At 69.7% G+C, this 18579-nt stretch carries 15 protein-coding genes and 2 pseudogenes; 15 read left to right on the top strand and 2 right to left on the bottom strand.

The features are described from left to right. Positions 1 to 24: 24 nt before the first annotated feature. Positions 25 to 1173, bottom strand: a complete 1149-nt coding sequence (locus tag ACLZN2_RS23675; protein ID WP_416981005.1) for an ABC transporter substrate-binding protein — start codon at positions 1171 to 1173, stop codon at positions 25 to 27. 247 nt (positions 1174 to 1420) lie between these two features. On the opposite strand from ACLZN2_RS23675, the gene ACLZN2_RS23670 reads away from it, so the two are divergent. The 7 genes and pseudogenes from ACLZN2_RS23670 (at position 1421) to ACLZN2_RS23640 (ending at position 7342) form a co-directional block, all read left to right on the top strand. After that, positions 1421 to 2107, top strand: coding sequence for a GntR family transcriptional regulator (locus tag ACLZN2_RS23670; RefSeq protein ID WP_416981004.1), 687 nt, complete (start codon positions 1421 to 1423; stop codon positions 2105 to 2107). Continuing rightward, positions 2068 to 2666, top strand: a pseudogene (rraA, locus tag ACLZN2_RS23665) (ribonuclease E activity regulator RraA). Before ACLZN2_RS23670 ends, rraA begins: the two are co-directional and overlap by 40 nt. Before the next feature lie 232 nt (positions 2667 to 2898). After that, a pseudogene (locus ACLZN2_RS23660) lies at positions 2899 to 3095 on the top strand (IS110 family transposase); the annotation flags it as partial. Positions 3096 to 3316: 221 nt separating this feature from the next. After that, positions 3317 to 4594: an amidohydrolase family protein gene (locus ACLZN2_RS23655; protein ID WP_416981003.1), complete on the top strand. Its 1278-nt coding sequence runs from the start codon at positions 3317 to 3319 to the stop codon at positions 4592 to 4594. A 450-nt stretch (positions 4595 to 5044) separates the two neighbouring features. Next, a complete protein-coding gene (locus tag ACLZN2_RS23650; RefSeq protein ID WP_416981002.1) occupies positions 5045 to 5791 on the top strand; it encodes an SDR family NAD(P)-dependent oxidoreductase in 747 nt (248 codons plus the stop codon). 438 nt (positions 5792 to 6229) lie between these two features. Further along, positions 6230 to 6718: a luciferase family protein gene (locus ACLZN2_RS23645; RefSeq protein WP_416981001.1), complete on the top strand. Its 489-nt coding sequence runs from the start codon at positions 6230 to 6232 to the stop codon at positions 6716 to 6718. 408 nt (positions 6719 to 7126) lie between these two features. Continuing rightward, positions 7127 to 7342 carry a hypothetical protein gene (locus tag ACLZN2_RS23640; RefSeq protein ID WP_416981000.1) on the top strand — a complete coding sequence of 72 codons (216 nt, stop codon included), beginning with the start codon at positions 7127 to 7129 and terminating at the stop codon, positions 7340 to 7342. A 63-nt stretch (positions 7343 to 7405) separates the two neighbouring features. Here the strand turns inward: ACLZN2_RS23640 and ACLZN2_RS23635 are convergent, their stop codons facing one another. Then, positions 7406 to 9313, bottom strand: coding sequence for a sigma-54-dependent Fis family transcriptional regulator (locus tag ACLZN2_RS23635; protein WP_416980999.1), 1908 nt, complete (start codon positions 9311 to 9313; stop codon positions 7406 to 7408). A 282-nt stretch (positions 9314 to 9595) separates the two neighbouring features. Between ACLZN2_RS23635 and ACLZN2_RS23630 the strand changes: the two genes are divergently transcribed. The 8 genes from ACLZN2_RS23630 (at position 9596) to groL (ending at position 18477) form a co-directional block, all read left to right on the top strand. Beyond that, complete coding sequence (locus ACLZN2_RS23630; protein ID WP_416980998.1) at positions 9596 to 11239, top strand: methane monooxygenase; 1644 nt, start codon at positions 9596 to 9598, stop codon at positions 11237 to 11239. A 66-nt stretch (positions 11240 to 11305) separates the two neighbouring features. After that, positions 11306 to 12337: an FAD-binding oxidoreductase gene (locus ACLZN2_RS23625; protein ID WP_416980997.1), complete on the top strand. Its 1032-nt coding sequence runs from the start codon at positions 11306 to 11308 to the stop codon at positions 12335 to 12337. 48 nt (positions 12338 to 12385) lie between these two features. Continuing rightward, positions 12386 to 13516 carry an aromatic/alkene monooxygenase hydroxylase subunit beta gene (locus ACLZN2_RS23620; protein ID WP_416980996.1) on the top strand — a complete coding sequence of 377 codons (1131 nt, stop codon included), beginning with the start codon at positions 12386 to 12388 and terminating at the stop codon, positions 13514 to 13516. After that, positions 13513 to 13866, top strand: a complete 354-nt coding sequence (gene mimD / locus ACLZN2_RS23615) for a propane 2-monooxygenase effector subunit MimD (protein ID WP_416980995.1) — start codon at positions 13513 to 13515, stop codon at positions 13864 to 13866. The genes ACLZN2_RS23620 and mimD overlap by 4 nt, the downstream gene beginning before the upstream one ends. A gap of 20 nt (positions 13867 to 13886) precedes the next feature. Beyond that, positions 13887 to 14894 carry an amidohydrolase family protein gene (locus ACLZN2_RS23610; protein ID WP_416980994.1) on the top strand — a complete coding sequence of 336 codons (1008 nt, stop codon included), beginning with the start codon at positions 13887 to 13889 and terminating at the stop codon, positions 14892 to 14894. Next, a complete protein-coding gene (locus tag ACLZN2_RS23605; protein ID WP_416980993.1) occupies positions 14891 to 15625 on the top strand; it encodes an iron-sulfur cluster assembly protein in 735 nt (244 codons plus the stop codon). Before ACLZN2_RS23610 ends, ACLZN2_RS23605 begins: the two co-directional genes overlap by 4 nt. Then, entirely contained in the window at positions 15622 to 16647 is a 1026-nt protein-coding gene (locus ACLZN2_RS23600) for an NAD(P)-dependent alcohol dehydrogenase (RefSeq protein ID WP_416980992.1), read from the top strand. Before ACLZN2_RS23605 ends, ACLZN2_RS23600 begins: the two co-directional genes overlap by 4 nt. A 162-nt stretch (positions 16648 to 16809) precedes the next feature. Beyond that, positions 16810 to 18477, top strand: a complete 1668-nt coding sequence (gene groL, locus ACLZN2_RS23595) for a chaperonin GroEL (protein ID WP_416980991.1) — start codon at positions 16810 to 16812, stop codon at positions 18475 to 18477. The last annotated feature ends 102 nt before the right edge of the window (positions 18478 to 18579 follow it).

Below are 18579 nucleotides of genomic sequence, written 5' to 3'. Positions count from 1 at the left end.
AGCGCCCTTCGTCGGTCTGGCGGCTCAGCGGCCGAGGAGCCCGTCCCAGCGGGTGGTGAACGCCTTCACCTCGCCGTCGCCGACCTTGGCGTACTTGACGTCGATGACGTTCTTCTCGCCGACCGCCTTGACCAGTTCCTGGTAGGTGTGGCGGCCGTCGGTGGCCTCGATGCCGTCGCGGTACGACGTCAGCCCGCCCTCGGCGACGGCGCGCTGGCCCTCCGCCGAGAGGGTGAAGTCGGTGAACAGCTTCGCGGTCGCGGTGTGCGGGGCGTCGGCGGCGATGCCGATGCCGCGCGGCAGTACGACGGTGCCGTCGTCGAGGAAGGTCAGGGACAGCAGGCCGCCGCTGTCCTTCACCTTGGGGTAGGCGGGGCCGGCGCTGACGAAGAACCCGGCGAGGTACTCGCCCGAGAGGACCTTCTCCAGCTGGGTGCCGGAGGACGACTCGGCCTTGCCGAGGGGCAGCAGTTCCTCCAGCGACGTCCAGGCCTCGGGCCGGGCCTCGGTGAAGGCGTGGGAGACCGAGAACCCGAAGGCGCCTGTGACATCGCGGGTGGTGATCTTGCCCTGGTAGGTGCCGGGGTCCTTGGCCACGATGTCGGCCAGGGACTTCAGTCCCGTGGGCTTCTCCTTGAGAAGCGTGGAGTTGTAGATGATGGACATCGGGTCCATCGACATCGAGTACACGTTCGGCAGGAGCGTGGCGGTCTCGGGGAGCTTGTCCAGCTCGGGCGACTTGTACGGCAGCAGGGTGCCCTCGCGCTCGGCGAAGTCGGCCCATGCCTGCGAAGCGTTGGACACCAGGACGTCCGCCGGGGAGCCGCCCGTGGCCTGCTCGCTGAGCACCCGCTGGAAGACCTCGTCGCTGTCGAGGTTGTTCGCGTCGATCTTCTTGACCCACGGGTACTTCTTCTGGAAGTCGCGGAAGATCGGCGCCCAGTTCTCCTGGTCGGTGTTGGAGTAGATGGTGAGCGAGCCGCCCTCCTTCTTCGAGGCCGCGATGACGTCCGCGTATGCGGCGGGGTAGTACGAGGGGGCCTTGCCGGACTCGATGACGTTGTCGGCGCCGGGCTCGTCCTCTCCGGAACCGCAGGCGGACACCAGGCCCAGGGATGCCACGGCGCCGAGTGCGAGGGCGGTCCTGAACCGGCGGCGGGGGTTGGTGGTCATGCTCTTCCTCCTTGAAGAGACCAGACGTGCGCCTCAGGCGAGTCGCCGCAAACAGTGACGGTTATAACCTATGACGTCAACCCTGGCGGCAGAATCCGTATGTCACCGGCCACCCTTGCCCGTGATCGATGCCTTACGGGGAGCACAGAAGAGGCCATTCCCACAAGGCCCTGCGACATAGGGTGCTCACTGGCGCATCCAACGCCGACCCGGTAGGTTATAACCATTGATTCTCAGAGGGGGCCGTATGTCGCAGCCGGTTGAGGCTTTCGAGACGAAGAGCGACTTCGCCTACCGTCAGGTCCGCGACCGGATCCTCTCCGGGGAGCTGGAGCCCGGCTCGGTGATCCAGCAACGGGAACTCGCGAGCTTCATCGGCATCAGCACCACGCCGCTGCGCGAGGCGCTGCGCCGCCTCAAGAGCGAGGGGCTGGTCGAGCTGGACGCCCACCGGGACGCCCGGGTCTCACCGTTGCGGGCCGAGGAGGCGCGCGATCTGCTGGAGATCCGGCGGTCCCTGGACCCCCTGGCCGCCTCGCTGGCCGCCGAACGGCGCACCAACGCCGATATCCGGGCCATCCGCGCCGCGGCGGAGGGCCTGGCCCCGCTGCACCCCCACCCGAGCGTCGCGCAGCTGGTGGCGCACCGCCGCTTCCATGCCGCGATCTACACGGCGTCCCACAACGACCTGCTGATCGGGACGCTCGAGGGGCTCTGGGACAAGGCCGACCGCTATCGTCTTCTGGCGCTCCGTACGGACCCGGGCCAGGGCGCCCGGGACCAGAAGGCCAAGGAGCATGACACACTCGTCGAATGCGTCGCCCTGGGAGACGGCGCCGGCGCGGCGGAGATCATGCGCAAGCACATCGACACCAGCCTCGGAGCGACGGCGGTGTGGCGGCTCGGCCACCGCGAGCCGGCCGACGGGACCTGACCTTTCGACGCCGGGCCGGACCGGCCCCCACCGGAAGCCGGCGCACCCCGCGGCGGACCCTGACCCGACACCGTGGAGTTTGCGTGCCCAGGACATCCCCCATCGCCACCGCCGACCTCGCCGACAAGTACGGCGACCAACTGCGCGTCTGCGACGTCCAGTTCACCTCCTACGGGGCAGTACACTCCTTCGCAGGCCCCGTGCGCACCCTCTCCTGCCCCGGCGACAACGCCCTGTTCCACGAGCTGCTGCGCACCCCCGGCAAGGGCTGCGTCGCGGTCGTCGACGGCTGCGCAGCGCTCTGCTCGGCGATCTGATGGCCGAGCGCGCGCGTGACAACGGATGGGTCGGCATCGTCGTGTACGGGGCCGTCCGCGACAGCGCCCTCCTCTCCGGCATGGACATCGGCATCCACGCCCTGGGCACCAACCCGCGCAAGAGCAAGAAAGCCGGAGCGGGCGCCGTCGACATGCCCGTGTCGTTCGGCGGGGTCACCTTCACCACCGGTGACATCCTGCACGCCGACCACGACGGAGTCGTGCTCCTGCCGACCGGCTGATTCCCGGCGCGGGCGCCGCCGGGCCGGCGCACCCGGCCGGGACGCGCAACCGCGTCGGCGTCTCGGCTCCGGCCGATGCGAGTGACCGGACCGCCGCCGAGGCGCGTTCGGTCGCTGCGGCCCGGAAGAGACGGACGACCGTCTCCGCGACGCGAACCACCTGCTGAACCGGCATGCAGTGCACCAAGGCCGTGTCGAGCCGGCCGGACCACACGGAGCCGTGACACACGACCTCGTCGGCTTCGACCAGGACCTCGCCGCCGAGGCCACCCGCACGTCCAACCGGATACGCGGCCTGCTCACCCAGTTCCACCCAGCCTGGATCGCGTCCTCGCTCCCCGTCTCGGCCACCAGGCCGTCACCTGGCCACTGGAGCGCTACGGCTCCCCGGCCGCCCGGCTAAAGGCCGGCCGCCGCAGACTCGTCGACCGTCCAGGCCGGCTGCCGCCCTCAAGGGATACCCGGGATACGCCCCATGGGGACCGGCCCGCCGGAACCGAATCATCTGGACCGGCGAGCACAACCACCCGGTCACCCACGCCGCCGAGGCGTGTGATCCGTTCTGCCGGCTCCGACGAAGGGGCTATTGCCAGCACACCACTTCCGAGGTAGCTTTCACTAAAGCTTTCTACTGAAAGGAAGGTGGGCTCATGGCCGAGACCCGTTTTCTGCTGCGCAACGGCTACGTCGTCGACACCGAGCCCCTGCCGGTCGCCCGGCCCGCCACTGACGTGTTGATCGAGGGCGACCGGATCGTCGAGGTGGGGCCAGGGCTGTCGGCGGACGGCGCCACGGTGATCGACGCGACCGACCGGATCGTGCTGCCGGGGTTCGTCGACACCCACCGGCATCTGTGGCAGACGGCGGTGCGCGCCGGGGCCGTGGACCTGGACCTGGGCGCTTACATGGGTGTGGTCCTGGGGCGGTACGGTCCGCGGTTCCGGCCACAGGACGTGCACGCCGCGACCCTGGTCGGCGGTCTGGAGGCTTTGGACGCCGGCGTCACCACCCTGATCGACTACTCGCATGCACTGCACACCCCCGAGCACGCCGACGCGGCCGTCGACGCCCTGCACACGGCAGGGCTGCGCGCCGTGCTCGGCTACGGATTCCCGGTCCGGGGCGAGCACGGCCCCGACGACGTACGCCGGATCCGCAGCGGGCGCCTGCACGACGACCAGGCCCGGGTCACCATGGCGCTGGCCCCGCTCGGGCCGTCCTTCTCACCGATCGAGACCGTGACCGCCGACTGGCAGCTGGCCGACGAGCTGGACCTTCCCCTGACGCTCCACGTCAGCAGCGGTCCGGTCGCCACGCGGCCGATCACCGCCCTGCGCGAACACGGCCTGCTGCGCGCGAACACCCTGTACGTGCACGGGAACTCGCTCGACGACGACGAACTGAAGCTGATCGCCGAATCCGGCGGCACCGCCTCGGTCACGCCGGCCACGGAGGCCCAGATGGGCGTAGGCGCCCCCGTGGCCGGCCGACTGCGCAACGTCGGCGTCACCGTCGGCCTCGGCGCCGACGCGGTCTCCTCGCTGCCCGGCGACATGTTCTCCGTGATGCGCGCGGCATTGCTGGCCAGCCAGATCGCCGACGACTCTCCGCTGACCGCGGGGGACGTGCTGAAGATGGCCACGCTGGACGGTGCCGCCGCCCTGGGACTGGCCGACCGCATCGGCTCACTGCGCCCCGGCAAGCAGGCCGATGTCATCCTGCTGCGCCTGAGCGATCTCAACATGCTCACCGCCGAACGCGACCCGATCGGTGCTGTGGTCACGGCCGCGAACGCCGACAACGTCGACACCGTCCTCGTGGCCGGACAGATCGTCAAGGCCGGCGGAAAGCTCGTCCACGGCGACGTCGCCCAGGCCGCTCGCGCCCTGCGCGCCACGGCCGCCGCCGTCAACGTCGACGATCACTGACCCACGGCCCCACCACCTCGCACCACCAGGTGTTCACCAAGGTCAACGCGCGGAACAGCACCGTCATGCGTGCACTGCGTGTCCCGGCCCGAGCGGCACCACACGCTCGGCGACCTGCTCACCCCCAAGGGGCATCAGGCCGCGCTTCGGACACGGGCAAGGCCGCGGGGCAGAACCCGTTCGACACGATGATCGCCGCCGGAACGCCGGCCGGCATGGTGCCGCGCGAGCACTCCCGGCCCTCGGTCGCGACGCCGCCGGTGCCGTGGAGGCCGTCGGCGACGCCGCCGACCGCGTGAGCGGGTTTCGCTCTTGATTCGAGACCACCGGCTTCTCGCCTCATCGAATGCCTGTGAGAGCAGAAGTCGGCCGCAAGATCCGGGGGACGAAACCATCACCCCCGTTTTCACCGACTGCGTCACCGTCACACACAGAAGAGGAACCAAGATCATGGCGAACAAACTGGACGGCAGGATCGCCGTCGTCACGGGGGGCGCCGCCGGAATCGGCCGCGCGATCGCGCAGAAGCTGTCCGAGGAAGGCGCCGACATCGCCGTCCTCGACGTCAACCCCGCGGACGAAACCCGGGCGATCGTGGAGGCGAACGGCCGGCGCTTCTTCGGCGCCAAGGGCGACATCGCCGACCAGGACTCGGTGAACGCCTTCGCCGAGCAGGTCCACGCAGAGCTGGGCGAGGTCGACATCGTCGTCAACAACGCGGCCATCCCCTTGCTGGCCGTCATCGAGGACACGTCGCTCGAACAGTGGACGCACCTGTTCTCGATCAACGTCACCGGCGCGTTCCTGGTCACGAAGGCCTTCGTCGAGGACCTCAAGAGGTCTTCCCACGGGCGGGTGATCAGCATGTCCTCGTCGAGCTACTGGGAGGCCCCGGGTGCCTTCGTCGCCTACGTCTCCGCCAAGGGCGCCATCAACGGCTTCACCCATGCACTGGCCACGGACCTCGCGCCCTACGGCGTCACCGTCAACGCCCTCGCTCCGAGCGTCGTGCCCACGCCCGCCACCCTGGCCCACCTGCCCGAGGAGGCGTTCGCCCACTATGTCGACATCCAGAACCTGAAGCGGCAGCAGGCTCCCGAGGACGTCGCCAACCTCGCCGCGTTCCTCGCCTCCGACGACGCCTCCTTCATCACCGGCCAGGTCCATCTCGTCGACGGTGGCCTGCGGCGTCGCTGAAACCAACGCCACGCGTCCTGGCGGGACACCATATCCGTCGGCGGGTACCCGTCAGGGCGCGCAGGTCGTTGCACAGATGAAGCCTGCGTGAACGGCTCCCGCCCCAGCCCCACGCTCGCCACCAGCTGGTCGCCGCAGCAGGCGCCCACGTCATGACAGGCAGGCCGACGGCCGGCGGTGGTGACGCCCATGCCCTTCCGCGACACATTCGAGTGCGGGGACGAGGCTTGGACACAACCAGAAGTTCAGCCCGAGAGACCCGCGCGTTCACGCACGGGCTCCTCGCGAGATCAGACCGAAGAAACGCGGGCGCCCCCGACGTACCAGCAGTGGCGACCGCGCCCGGCCCGTGCCGGCCGGTGCCGGGGGAGAGTCCCGTGGTACCGACCGTGGGCTGCTCAGGCCCGTGGTTCCGACGAAGTGAAAGGAGGCGTCGCCATGACGCTCCCGGTTTTGCCCGAGCGTGAGGGCGACCGGCCCGTGACCGGGCCGGAAATCCCGCACCTGCAGCTCACCCAGACCAGCCCGCCCGACGTCAAGGAGAACCTGAGGCAGTGGATGACCACCGCTCTGCCCGGCGTCGTGACGGGCCGCAGCGAGATCTCCCCTCCGAGCACATGGGCGGTGTTCCTCAAGGAAGCCGCGACAGCCGAGGACGTACACCTCATGCCGCCGCGCTGGAACTCGGAGTTCGTGCACCTGCACGCCGACGGGAGCCTCCATCTGTGCCTGGACCCGGCCGACCACCCCGCGTTCCTGACGTCCGGGTGGGGCGAGAAGCACCCGTTCTACGACCGCGGCGTCAACGTCGTGATGTTCTACGCCCCCCGCAGCCAGTCCGAGTTGGAGGTGGCCAAGAAGGTCATCGCCGCCTCCTACCATTACGCGACCGGCCATGCGGCGACCACCGAGACAGCTACGGCCTGACCGCGCGCCTTCTCCAGGGTGATGTTGTCCTTGGAGAACTCGGCGAAGTCCTGGACCTCCAGGAGGGCTTCGAAGGTGTGGGTGATGCGCCGGGTTAGTTACGTGCGGGAAAAACAGCTCAGCGCGGTAGGAATGGCGCTTTCCTCCTGGAAAGCGGCCCGGTCTCGGCGTCGGGAAGGGTGGGTTCCGCAGCACTTTCATCACCGGAGCCACGGAGGATCACATTCGGGGCAGGGTGCGAGAACCGCCTGGAGCACCCGCCGCCGCACGCGCGCCTGCGGCCGTCGCCGAGCGGCACCAAGCCGTCACGACGATCCGGGGGTGTCTCACAGTGAGACTCGTCCTGCCGATGCCCTCCGGCATGCTCAGGACGGCGTGCCGAGACGGAGCGTTGAGGGTGGGGGGGAGATGGCGAAACAGTCGTGGGGGCACCGAGAGCGGCTGCTGGCCCTGGGCGGGTTCGGGGTCCTGCTGGCGGTGGGCGGTGCGGTGGCGACGGTGGCGGGTGCCCCGGCCGGCCCTGGAGTCGCCCTCGCGGGTGCCGTACTCGGCTGCTGGGAGGCGTGCGGCCTGTGGCTGTGGAACGCCTGGCTCTCAGGAGCGAGGAAGGGCACCCGCCGCTGACGGCGTCTGCCCGCCGGACCAGAGGCTGTCGGCGCCACGTGATCTCGGCAGGCCTCACCCTTTCTACGGCCCCAGCCGGATCCCGTACGCCGTGATCTTGCGGTAGATCGTCGCCCGGGAGATGCCCAGGGCCTTTGCCGCCTTCGCCTTGTCTCCGCCGTGGTCGAGGAGGGACTGGACTATCAGGTCTCGTTCCGTGGACTCCCAGGCGGACAAGGGGTGTTGGGCCTGGGAGAGGAGGGACGGTGGGAGGTCGGACTCCTCGATCAGGGGGCCCGAACGGTGTGTCTGCGCGTAGCGGAGCGAGCCGTCGAGCTGGCGGACGTTGCCCGGCCAAGGTGCCCGGGACAGGGCGCGCAACGCGGCGTCCGTGCACCCGAGCCCTCCGCTGTCGTCACCGTGGCGGGCCAGCAGGCAGGTCACGAGCGCGGGAATGTCGGCCGTACGGTGCCGCAGCGGCGGGACGGTGACCGCGGCCCCGAACCGCGCCCGCACCGCGGCGGCGGGATCCGCCTGCCGGGGCGCGGTCACCCCGTCGGCACCTGGCGGCGCTCCGCCGCCCGCGCCGGGCTGCCTGTGCCGGTCATGGGTGAGCAGCGCGGCCACCCAGCCGGAGCGCCCGGCCGTGGTGCGCAGCACCGCGTCGAGTTGCCCGAGCACGTGCGCGGACAGCAGCTCGAGATGCCGGAGCACGACCGTGCCGCGGTCCTCGGCGAGATCGTGGAAGACGGCCTGCAGCCACGGCGCCGCGCCGGCCTTCGCGTCCGCCGCGTCGTGGACGCCGATCGGCTCCGTCGGCGCCACATGCCGGTGCACGGCTCGGACCAGCGCCTGTTTGCCGGTGCCCGCCTCCCCTTCCACCAGTGTCCAGCGTCCCTGCCGGCAGTGGCGGATCAACTGGCTGACGGCGCCTCGGAACACGGGGCTGGAACCGCTGATGCCGGCCAGCCGCGGCATGCGGACCGCAGGGTGCGGGGCAGGCTCGTCCCGCTCCGCGACCAGGCGCAGTTCGATCAGATACGCGGCCGGGTGTCCGCCGGGCGCGTCACCCTCCACCTGGCGGCCTCTCAGCTGCACGGTCCGCCCGTCGCTGAGGAGCATCCGCTGCTCGCGCAGCCCGGACGGATCGGCGGCGAGTTCCCGCAGCCGCCGGTGGTCGGCCGGGCCGAGCATCTCCGTCGCGGCCGCGTCGGCCAGCAGTAAGCCGTCGGTGAGCGTGACGAGGGCCCTGCGCGTGCTCTGGCGGGAGGTCAGGAAAGCCCGCAGTGCCGCTCGTTCGCGTTCCGAGCCGATGTCGAGCAGCCGCTCCTCGATGTCGGCGGCGGCCTCCTGGACCAGCGCCACCATCAGCGGCGAGGCGGTGTGCTGCCAAGAGGTCAGATCGATCAGGCCGAGCACCCGGCCACTGACCGGATTGCGGATGGGCGCCGCGGCGCACGACATCCGCTGCAGCCGTACGCAGAAGTGCTCCGAGCCGAGGACCAGCGCCGTACGGCCGTCCTCGGCCGCGGTGCCGATGCCGTTCGTGCCGACGTACTCCTCGGCGTAGCTGAAGCCGGGTGCGAGGCTGATGTCGTCGAGATGCCGGTGCAGGGCCCGGTCGCCGGTTCTGCGCTCACGGACCCGTCCCTTGGAATCCGTGAGGATGAGGCACATGGGGGTGCCCTGGAGGGCGTCGGAGAGCCGGTCGAGGACGGGGCGGGCGGCGGTGGCGAGCCGGGAGTGCGGGTCGAAGTCGGCGTTGTAGGGGGCCTGGATGTGGTCGGCGTCCACGCCGAAGAAGCGTGAGCGCTGCCATGAGTCGAGGATGGGCGGGCGCACAGCGGAGGGCGAGACGTCCCCGCCCTCCAGGAACCGGGCCCGCTCACGTACGGGGTTGAGGTGTGGGACGGGGCGGCCTGGGCCGAGCGGGGAGGCGGTGGGCGGCCGTCTCGTCGTCTCCGGGGGTTCCACGGATTCCACAGGTTCCATCGGCTCTGTGCCTTCTGCCGTGCGGTGACTCTCGGGGTTTCCGGTATTGCCCGCACGGTAAGTCCGGGAGTCGGGTGGTGGCCATACCCGGGATGTGACGCCCGTCTCGAATTGAGACGCGCGGCTGCCGCGGGCGCCTCCACGATGGGCGACGCCCCGGTCACCGACGGCAGTGCGCCGCCGCGAGCGCCGGGCGAACGAGGTTCCTTCCCTCCGGTTCCGGTTGTGCCGGATCCCGGGGGGAGCCCCATCGCTGCCGAGTCAGCCGGAGGAGTATCACCCGTGAGCCGACAGAGCCTGAGCAAGGCGCACAAGAAGATCACCGAGTTGTCGTGGGATCCGACGTTCGCGACGCCGGCCACCCGTTTCGCGACCGACTACCGTTTCGACAAGGCCCCCAAGAAGGACCCGCTCAAGCAGGTCCTGCGCTCCTACTTCCCGATGGAGGAGGAGAAGGACAACCGGGTCTACGGCGCGATGGACGGCGCGATCCGCGGCAACATGTTCCGCCAGGTCCAGGAGCGCTGGATGGAGTGGCAGAAGCTGTTCCTGTCCATCATCCCCTTCCCCGAGATCAGCGCGGCCCGCGCGATGCCGATGGCGATCGGCGCGGTGCCCAATCCGGAGCTGCACAACGGGCTCGCGGTGCAGATGATCGACGAGGTACGTCACTCGACGATCCAGATGAACCTCAAGCGCCTCTACATGAACCACTACATCGACCCCGCCGGGTTCGACATCTCCGAGAAGGCGTTCGCCAACTGCTACGCGGGCACCATCGGCCGGCAGTTCGGCGAGGGGTTCATCACCGGTGACGCGATCACCGCCGCCAACGTCTACCTGACGCTGGTGGCGGAGACGGCCTTCACCAACACCCTGTTCGTGGCGATGCCCGCCGAGGCCGCCGCCAACGGCGACTACCTGCTGCCCACCGTGTTCCACTCGGTGCAGTCGGACGAGTCCCGGCACATCTCCAACGGCTACTCGATCCTGCTGATGGCGCTGGCCGACGAGGACAACCGGCAGCTGCTGGAGCGCGATCTGCGCTACGCCTGGTGGAACAACCACTGTGTGGTGGACGCCGCCATCGGCACGTTCATCGAGTACGGCAGCAAGGACCGCCGGGGGGACCGCGACAGCTACGCCGAGATGTGGCGCCGCTGGATCTACGACGACTACTACCGGTCGTACCTGATCCCGCTGGAGAAGTACGGCCTGAAGATCCCGCACGACCTCGTCGAGCAGGCGTGGGACCGGATCTGGAACCAGGGTTACGTCCACAAGGTCGCCCAGTTCTTCGCCACCGGCTGGCCGGTGAACTTCTGGCGCATCGATGGCATGACCGACGACGACTTCGAGTGGTTCGAGTCCAAGTACCCGGGCTGGTACGCGGAGTACGGCGCCTGGTGGGAGGCGTACAACCGGCTGCGGCATCCCGGTGCCAACAAGCCGATCACCTTCGAGGACGTCGGCTACCAGTACCCGCACCGCTGCTGGTCGTGCATGGTGCCCTGTCTGATCCGGCAGGACATGGTGGTCGACAAGGTGGACGGCCAGTGGCGCACGTACTGCTCGGAGACCTGCGCGTGGACCGACACCACCGCGTTCCGGCCCGAGTACGAGGGCCGCCCCACCCCGTCGATGGGCCGCCTCACCGGCAAGCGCGAGTGGGAGAGCTGCTACCACGGGCAGGACCTCGCCGACATCGTCCAGGACCTCGGCTACGTCCGCGACGACGGTAAGACGCTGATCCCGCAGCCGCACCTGGACCTCGACGACCCGAAGAAGCTGTGGACGCTCGACGACATCCGCGGCAACACCCTCATCAGCCCCAACGTGGCGCTCAACGAGATGTCCGACGCGGAGCGCGAGGCGCACGTCGCGGACTACCGCAGCCGCAGCAACATCACACCGTCAATGCTCTGACCGACACCCGTGCAGGGGCGGCGGACGCAACCGTCGCGGGGTCGCCGCCCCGGAAGGCTGGTCCTTGTGGGCGACAAGCACCGCATCCGATTCGAACCGGTCGGCATCGAGATCGAGGCCGACGAGGACGAGACCGTACTGGACGCCGCGTTCCGCCAGGGCGTCATGCTCATGCACGGCTGCAAGGAGGGCCAGTGCTCGTCCTGCAAGTCCTTCCTGCTCGACGGCGACCAGCAGATGGAGCGCTACTCCACCTTCGCGCTCGCCGACTACGAGAGCGAGGAGGGATACGTCCTGCTGTGCCGCGTGCACGCCTACGGCGACCTCAGCGTCGAACTCATCAACTACGACGAGGAGATGCTCCTCTCCGGCATCCCGCCGCGTCAGGCCCGCACCACCGTCGCCGCGGTACAGCCACTCACCCACGACATCGTCCGGCTCGGTCTGATGATCGACCCCGCCGACGAACTGCCGTACCGCACCGGGCAGTACGTGGACATCCAGGTGCCCGGCACCGACCAGTGGCGGTCGTTCTCCATGGCGGGCCTGCCCGCCGAAGGGCCCGGCGGCCAACTGGAGTTCATCATCAAGCGCTACCCCGGCGGACTGTTCTCCGGGCTGCTCGACGGCGCCCTGACCCCGGGCGACCCGCTCACGGTCAAGGGTCCCTACGGCACCTGCGTGATGCGGGACGCACCGGACCGTGACCTGATCCTGCTCGCGGGCGGCGCCGGCATGGCGCCGATCCTGGCCCAGCTGCGGGGACTTGCCGCCACCGGCAGCGCCCGGCGCACCCGGTTCTACTACGGGGCGCGCACCCGGCGGGACCTGTTCGCGCTCGACGAGATCGCCGGACTCGGCGACCACCTCGCGGACTTCGCGTTCGTGCCGGCCCTGTCCGAGGACGCGTCAGGACCGTACGAACAGGGCCTGATCACCGAAATCGTCGACCGGCACGAGGGCGATCTGTCACAGGCCGACGCCTACCTGTGCGGCCCACCGCCGATGTGCGACGCCGCCTTCGAGCTGCTCACCGCGAAGGGCATGCCCGAGGAACGGATCTTCCTGGACAAGTTCACCACCTCCACCGACACCTGACCCGCGCACCCACCCGACCTCCTGACCGAGATGTGAGGAGCCGTACGCATGACCACCCAAGCCGACAAGCCGGCCAAGGCCGAACGCAGTTTCCCCAAGCCGCAGTTCACCGACGCCGAGGCCGGAGCCCTCGTCTTCCCCAGCTCCACCAGCCGCACCTTCTCCTACTACAAGCCCCAGAAGATGCGGGCCACCATGTACGAGGACGTCACCTTCGACGTCCAGCCCGACCCCGAACGCCACTTGCTGCAGGGCTGGATCTACGGCTTCGCCGACGGCTCCGCCGGATACCCGCAGGACTGGACCGCCCTGAAGTCCTCGGACTGGCACCGCTTCCTCGACCCCAACGAGGAGTGGGAGCAGACGATCTACCGCAACAACGCCAACGTCGTGCGGCAGGTCCAGCAGAACCTCGCCAACGCCCGCAAGGCCGAGGCATACGGGCAGTGGTCCCGATCCTGGCGTACGTTCGTCGAGCGGCACGTCGGCGCGTGGATGCATGCCGAACAGGGCCTGGGCATGCACGTGTTCGTCGCGATCCAGCGCTCCGCACCCACCAACATGATCAACAACGCGCTCGCGGTGAACAGCGTCCACAAACTCCGCTTCGCCCAAGACCTCGCGCTGTACAACCTCGACATCGAGGAGCAGCTCGACGGCTTCAACGGCTCGGCCCACCGGGAAGTGTGGCAGTCGGACCCCGCCTGGCAGGGCGTACGGGAGAACACCGAACGGCTCACCGCCGTCCAGGACTGGGCCGAGGCCCTGTTCGCCACGAACCTCGTCTTCGAGCCCCTCGTCGGCGAGCTGTTCCGCAGTCACCTCGTGCTGCAGATCGCCGCCCGCAACGGTGACTACACCACCCCGACCGTGATGGGCGCCGGCGAGAACGACTACGACCGCGACCTGCGCTACACCCGGGCCCTGTTCACCCTCCTGCTCGGTGACGCCGCCCACGGCGCCGGCAACAAGCAGGTCGTCCAGGAATGGCTGGAGCGCTGGGCACCGGTGAGCCTCGATGCCGCACGCCGGCTGCAGCCGCTGTGGTCGCAGCCCACCGAGAAGCCCGTCCGCTTCGAGGACAGTCTCGACCGCGCCAAGGAGCGCTTCGCCCGCCTCGTCGAGGACCTGGGCCTTGAGGCACCCGCCGACCGCACGAGCGAGAGGACCGCCAAGTGACCACCGCCCCGCAGCCGTTCAGCGCCGACCGCACCTCGTCGAACATGTGCGGCGTGACGCTGATGAACAACCAGAACGGCCATGTCGTCGCCGATGTGATGCGCGCCAAGGAGAACGTCACCGTCACCGACTTCCCGTCGATGATCCGCGTCGACGGCGAGCGGGTGCTCACCTTCGACTTCGACGAGATCTCAGGCGCCCTCGGCTTCGACTTCGACCAGGCCGACTTCGAGGAGATCATGTCCACCCACTACGGGCGAATGGTCCACCTCGACGACCGCACGGTGCTCTTCGCCAACCCAGAGGACGCCGCCGAGTACATCGACTTCGACCTCAGGCCGGTCGACTGATTCCCGTCAGGAGGGGCCACATGTACCGCAAGGACGGCGTCGACTACTTCATCGTCGACGGTCACATCCACTTCTGGGACGGCAGCGAGGAGAACACCGCCAACAAGTACGGCGAGGGCTTCATCCGCTGCTTCTACGACTACCAGCGCAACCTCAGCCCCGAGGAGTGGGTGTGGCCGCTGGAGAAGTTCCGCAAGTACAGCGAACAGGACCTGATCCACGACCTGTTCGAGACCGGCTACGTCGACTGGGGCATCTTCCAGCCCACATACCTCAACGAGTTCTACCGCAACGGCTTCAACACCACCGAGCGCAACGGGGAACTGGCCCGCAAGTACCCCGACCGCCTCATCGCCAACGGCTCCTTCGACCCGCGTGAGGGCGAGGCCGGCCTGGAGCGGCTGCGGAAGCTGCACGCCGAGTGGAACCTGCGGGGCGTCAAGCTCTACACCGCCGAATGGCGCGGCGCCTCCAAGGGCTGGAAGCTGAGCGACCCCGAGGCACAGGACTACCTGGCCCTGTGCCAGGAGCTCGGCATCCGCAACATCCACGTCCACAAGGGCCCCACCATCTGGCCGCTGAACCGGGACGCCTTCGACGTCGCCGACATCGACCACGCGGCCACCGCCTTCCCCGGCCTGAACTTCGTCGTGGAGCACTCCGGGCTGCCCCGCCTGGAGGACTTCTGCTGGATCGCCACCCAGGAACCCAACGTGTACGCAGGCCTGTCCGTGGTCATGCCGTTCATCCACACCCGCCCGCGCTACTTCGCCCAGGTCATCGGCGAGCTGCTGTACTGGCTGGACGAGGACCGGATCGTGTTCGGCAGCGACTACGCGATCTGGAGCCCGAAGTGGCTGATCGAGAAGTTCGTCGACTTCCAGATCCCCGAGGACCTCCAGTCCGAGTACGGCACCCTCACCACCGACGCCAAGCGCAAGATCCTCGGCCTCAACCACGCACGCCTGTACGACCTGAAGGTGCCCGAAACTGCTCAGCTGCCCGCCGCCGCAGCGGTGGCGGCATGACCGCCGTCACCGACGCGGTCGACCGGGTCACCGCCGTCAACACGGCTCTGGCGGCGGTGCTCGACCCGGAACTCGACCGCCCCATCACCGAACTCGGCTTCGTCCGCTCCGTCAGCGTCGGCGCCGACGGCTCGGTGGAGGCCAGACTCCGGCTGCCCACCTACTTCTGCGCTCCCAACTTCGCCTGGCTGATGGTGGAGGACGCCCGGCGCGAGCTGGCCCGGCTGTCCTGGGCGAGGCAGTGCACGGTGGTCCTGGAGGACCACTTCGCCTCCGAGGAGATCAACCAGGGCGTGGGATGCGGGAAGTCGTTCGCCGAGGCCTTCCCCGGTCTCGCCGACCCCGACCGCATGCAGGAGCTGCGCGCCGTCTTCCTGCGCAAAGGGCACCTCGCGGCCCAGGCCCGCCTGGGCAAGCGGCTGCTGGAGCGCGGTTGGACCCACCGGCAGCTGGCCGGCGCGGTCCTGGGCGACCTGCCCGAGCGCCTGACGGTCACCCTGCGCCGAAGGCGTGCCCTGCTCGGCCTCCGGGCGGACGCGTCGGCGCCGCTGTTCACCGACGCCGAGGGGCGGGCCGTGCCCGCCGCCGGTCTGGAGCGGCATCTGATCATGGGCCGCGCGGCCGGTGTCGGTATCGGCGCCAACACCGAGTTCTGCGAGGGCCTGCTGGCCACTCGTTACGGGCCCGCCGGCTGGACGCAAGTGAGTCGCAGCAGGGAGGAAGCGTCATGAAGGCCGTACGACTGCACCAGTATGAGCATCAACTGGAGCTCGACGAGGTGCCCGACCCGGTGATCTCCTCGCCGCTGGACGTGATCGTGCGGATCGGCGGCGCCGGTGTGTGCCGTACCGACCTGCACATCATCGAGGGCCAGTGGGAGGCCAAGAGCGGGGTCAGTCTGCCGTACGTCCAGGGGCACGAGAACGCGGGCTGGGTCGCGGAGGTCGGATCCGCCGTCACCTCCGTCGCTCCCGGCGACCCGGTGATCCTGCATCCGCTCGCCACCTGCGGACTGTGCGCCGCCTGTCGGCGCGGTGACGACGTGCACTGCTCGGCGAGCGCCTTCCCCGGCATCGACTCCGACGGCGGGTTCGCCGAGTACCTGCGCACCAACGCCCGCGCGGTCGTCCCGCTGGACGCGGGCCTCGCCCCGGCCGACGTGGCGGCACTGGCCGATGCGGGCCTGACGGCGTACCACGCGGCGAAGAAGGCGGCCCGCTCGCTCGCTCCGGGCGCCAGGGCCGTGGTGATCGGCGCGGGCGGGCTCGGACACATCGGCATCCAGGTGCTGCGGGCGCTGACCCCCGCCGAGCTGATCGTCGTCGACCGGTCGGCTCAGGCACTCAAGCTCGCCGAGACGCTCGGCGCGCACCACACCGTGGTCGCCGACGGCAGCCAGGTCGACCAGGTCGCCGCGCTCACCGGAGGGGAGGGCGCCGAGGCCGTGCTCGACTTCGTCGGTGAGGGCGGCGCCCTGGAGGACGGCGTACGGATGCTGCGCCGGGCCGGCGACTACTACGTCATCGGCTACGGCGGAACCCTGTCCGTGCCGACCATCGACATCATCTCCACCGAGATCAACTTCATCGGAAACCTGGTCGGCTCCTACACCGACCTGGTGGAACTGATGGACCTCGCGGCACGCGGACTGGTCGCCCTCCACACCGTCACCTACCCGCTGGACGACGTCGGCCGGGCCCTGGACGACCTGAACCAGGGCCGGGTGCGCGGGCGCGCCGTGCTCGTGCCCTGATCCGCACCCCCGCGCAGGTGGCGGCGGCCGGTCCGTGGACCTTCGTTCCTGAGGGTCGGCGCACCGCGGAAACCGCACCCCGACCGTCGCCACCGCCCGTACGCCTGCCCCACCGCCCGCACCTTGCCGCATCCGAGCCGTACCCGAAGGGACGACACCGCCATGGCGAAGGAACTGCGCTTCAACGCCGAAGCGCGCGCACTGCTGGAGAGCGGGGTGAACGCGCTGGCCGACGCCGTGCGTGTCACCCTCGGCCCGAAGGGCCGCAACGCGGTCCTGGAGAAGCTGACCGGGCCGCCCACCATCACCAACGACGGCGTCACCATCGCCCGCGAGATCCAGCTCAAGAACCCCTTCGCCAACATGGGCGCCCAACTCGTGAAGGAGGTGGCCACCCGCACCAACGGGGACGTCGGCGACGGCACCACCACTGCCACCGTGCTCGCCCAGGCGATCGTCCGCGAGGGGCTGAGGGCGGTCAACGACGGCGCGAATCCAGTGCTGTTGAAGAACGGCATCGAGGCCGCCGTGGCCGTGGCCGTCGACTCGCTGGCCACCCAGTCGCGCCGGGTCCGCACCGACGACGAACTCGTGCGGGTGGCCGCCCTGTCCGCCAACAACGACCCCGCCATCGGCGAGGCCATCGCCCAGGCCGTGGCCCGCGTCGGCCGCACCGGCGTCGTCACGGTGGAGGAGTCGTCGGCCTTCGGAATCACCGTCGAGTACGCCGAGGGCCTGGAGTTCGACAGCGGCTGGATCTCCCCGTACATGGTCACCGATCAAGGGCGCATGGAAGCCGTCCTGGAGAACCCCTATCTCCTCTACTGCGACACGAAGATCACCAAGGTGCAGGAGCTGATGCCGGTCCTGGAGCGGGTGACGGGCACCGGCTCCCCGCTGGTCGTCATCGCCGAGAACGTCGACGGGCCCGCGCTCGGCATGCTCGTCACCAACGCCGCGCACGGCACCTTCCGTTCGCTCGCGGTACGCGCCCCCGGCTTCGGCTTCCGGCGCATCGCCGAACTGGAGGACATGGCCGCGCTCACCGGCGGCCGGGTCATCACCGGCACCGCGGGCCGCACCCTTCAGAGCGCCACCCTCGACGACCTCGGACGCGCCGAGAAGGTCATCGCCACCGAACGCTCCACCACCGTCCTCGGCGGCGCCGGCGGCGACGAGCGCGTGGCCGAACGCATCGAGAACCTCAAGACCGAGCTGGAGCGCGCCACCAACGAGCACGACCAGGACAAGCTCGCCGAACGCATCGCCAAACTCTCCGGCGGCGTCGCCGTCATCCGCGTCGGCGCCGCGAGCGGCGTCGAACTCAAGGAGAAGCAGATGCGCCTGGAGGACTCCCTTGCGGCCACCCGGGCGGCGGCCGAGGAGGGCGTGGTGGCGGGCGGCGGCGCGGCGCTGCTGCACGCCCGGGCCGACATCGCCGCGCTCGACGGACCCGGACCTGGCCGGGGCGACGGGGACGCCGCAGTGGGCCGCGCCATCGTCGCCAAGGCGCTCGCCGAACCGCTGCGCTGGATCGCCATCAACGCCGGTCTCGACCCCGACGAGGCGGAGGCCAAGGTGGCCACACTGCCCACCGGCAGCGGACTGGACGCCCTGCGCGGCGACTACGCCGACCTGCACCAGCGCGGCATCATCGACCCGGTCAAGGTCACCCGCAGCGCACTGCTCAGCGCCGCGTCCATCGCCGCCCTGCTGCTCACCACCGAGACACTGATCGTCGAGGAGATCATCGGCAATCCCGGCTCCATCCACTCCCCGGAGATCGGCGACCTCGCCGAGGGACTGCCGCGGCCGTCCAACATCCCGTAGCGCAGACGCGCCTCGCGTGGTGATGGCGCTCAGCGTGGCTCTGCCGACGCGTGTGTTCGCGGGCTGAGCGCCCCTTCGTACATGTCCCAAGGCGCTGTCTCA

This window comes from Streptomyces sp. T028 (assembly GCF_048159505.1).
Lineage (GTDB): Bacteria > Actinomycetota > Actinomycetes > Streptomycetales > Streptomycetaceae > Streptomyces.
This window is presented reverse-complemented; position numbering and strand designations above follow the sequence as displayed.

Coding starts and splice junctions, on each gene's coding strand:
- ACLZN2_RS23620 (WP_416980996.1), top strand. CDS start 12,386: ATGACCACCCAAGCCGACAAGCCGGCCAAGGCCGAACGCAGTTTCCCC.
- ACLZN2_RS23605 (WP_416980993.1), top strand. CDS start 14,891: ATGACCGCCGTCACCGACGCGGTCGACCGGGTCACCGCCGTCAACACG.
- ACLZN2_RS23640 (WP_416981000.1), top strand. CDS start 7,127: ATGGCGAAACAGTCGTGGGGGCACCGAGAGCGGCTGCTGGCCCTGGGC.
- ACLZN2_RS23650 (WP_416981002.1), top strand. CDS start 5,045: ATGGCGAACAAACTGGACGGCAGGATCGCCGTCGTCACGGGGGGCGCC.
- groL (WP_416980991.1), top strand. CDS start 16,810: ATGGCGAAGGAACTGCGCTTCAACGCCGAAGCGCGCGCACTGCTGGAG.
- ACLZN2_RS23645 (WP_416981001.1), top strand. CDS start 6,230: ATGACGCTCCCGGTTTTGCCCGAGCGTGAGGGCGACCGGCCCGTGACC.
- ACLZN2_RS23655 (WP_416981003.1), top strand. CDS start 3,317: ATGGCCGAGACCCGTTTTCTGCTGCGCAACGGCTACGTCGTCGACACC.
- ACLZN2_RS23600 (WP_416980992.1), top strand. CDS start 15,622: ATGAAGGCCGTACGACTGCACCAGTATGAGCATCAACTGGAGCTCGAC.
- ACLZN2_RS23675 (WP_416981005.1), bottom strand. CDS start 1,173: ATGACCACCAACCCCCGCCGCCGGTTCAGGACCGCCCTCGCACTCGGC.
- ACLZN2_RS23610 (WP_416980994.1), top strand. CDS start 13,887: ATGTACCGCAAGGACGGCGTCGACTACTTCATCGTCGACGGTCACATC.
- ACLZN2_RS23635 (WP_416980999.1), bottom strand. CDS start 9,313: ATGGAACCTGTGGAATCCGTGGAACCCCCGGAGACGACGAGACGGCCG.
- ACLZN2_RS23670 (WP_416981004.1), top strand. CDS start 1,421: ATGTCGCAGCCGGTTGAGGCTTTCGAGACGAAGAGCGACTTCGCCTAC.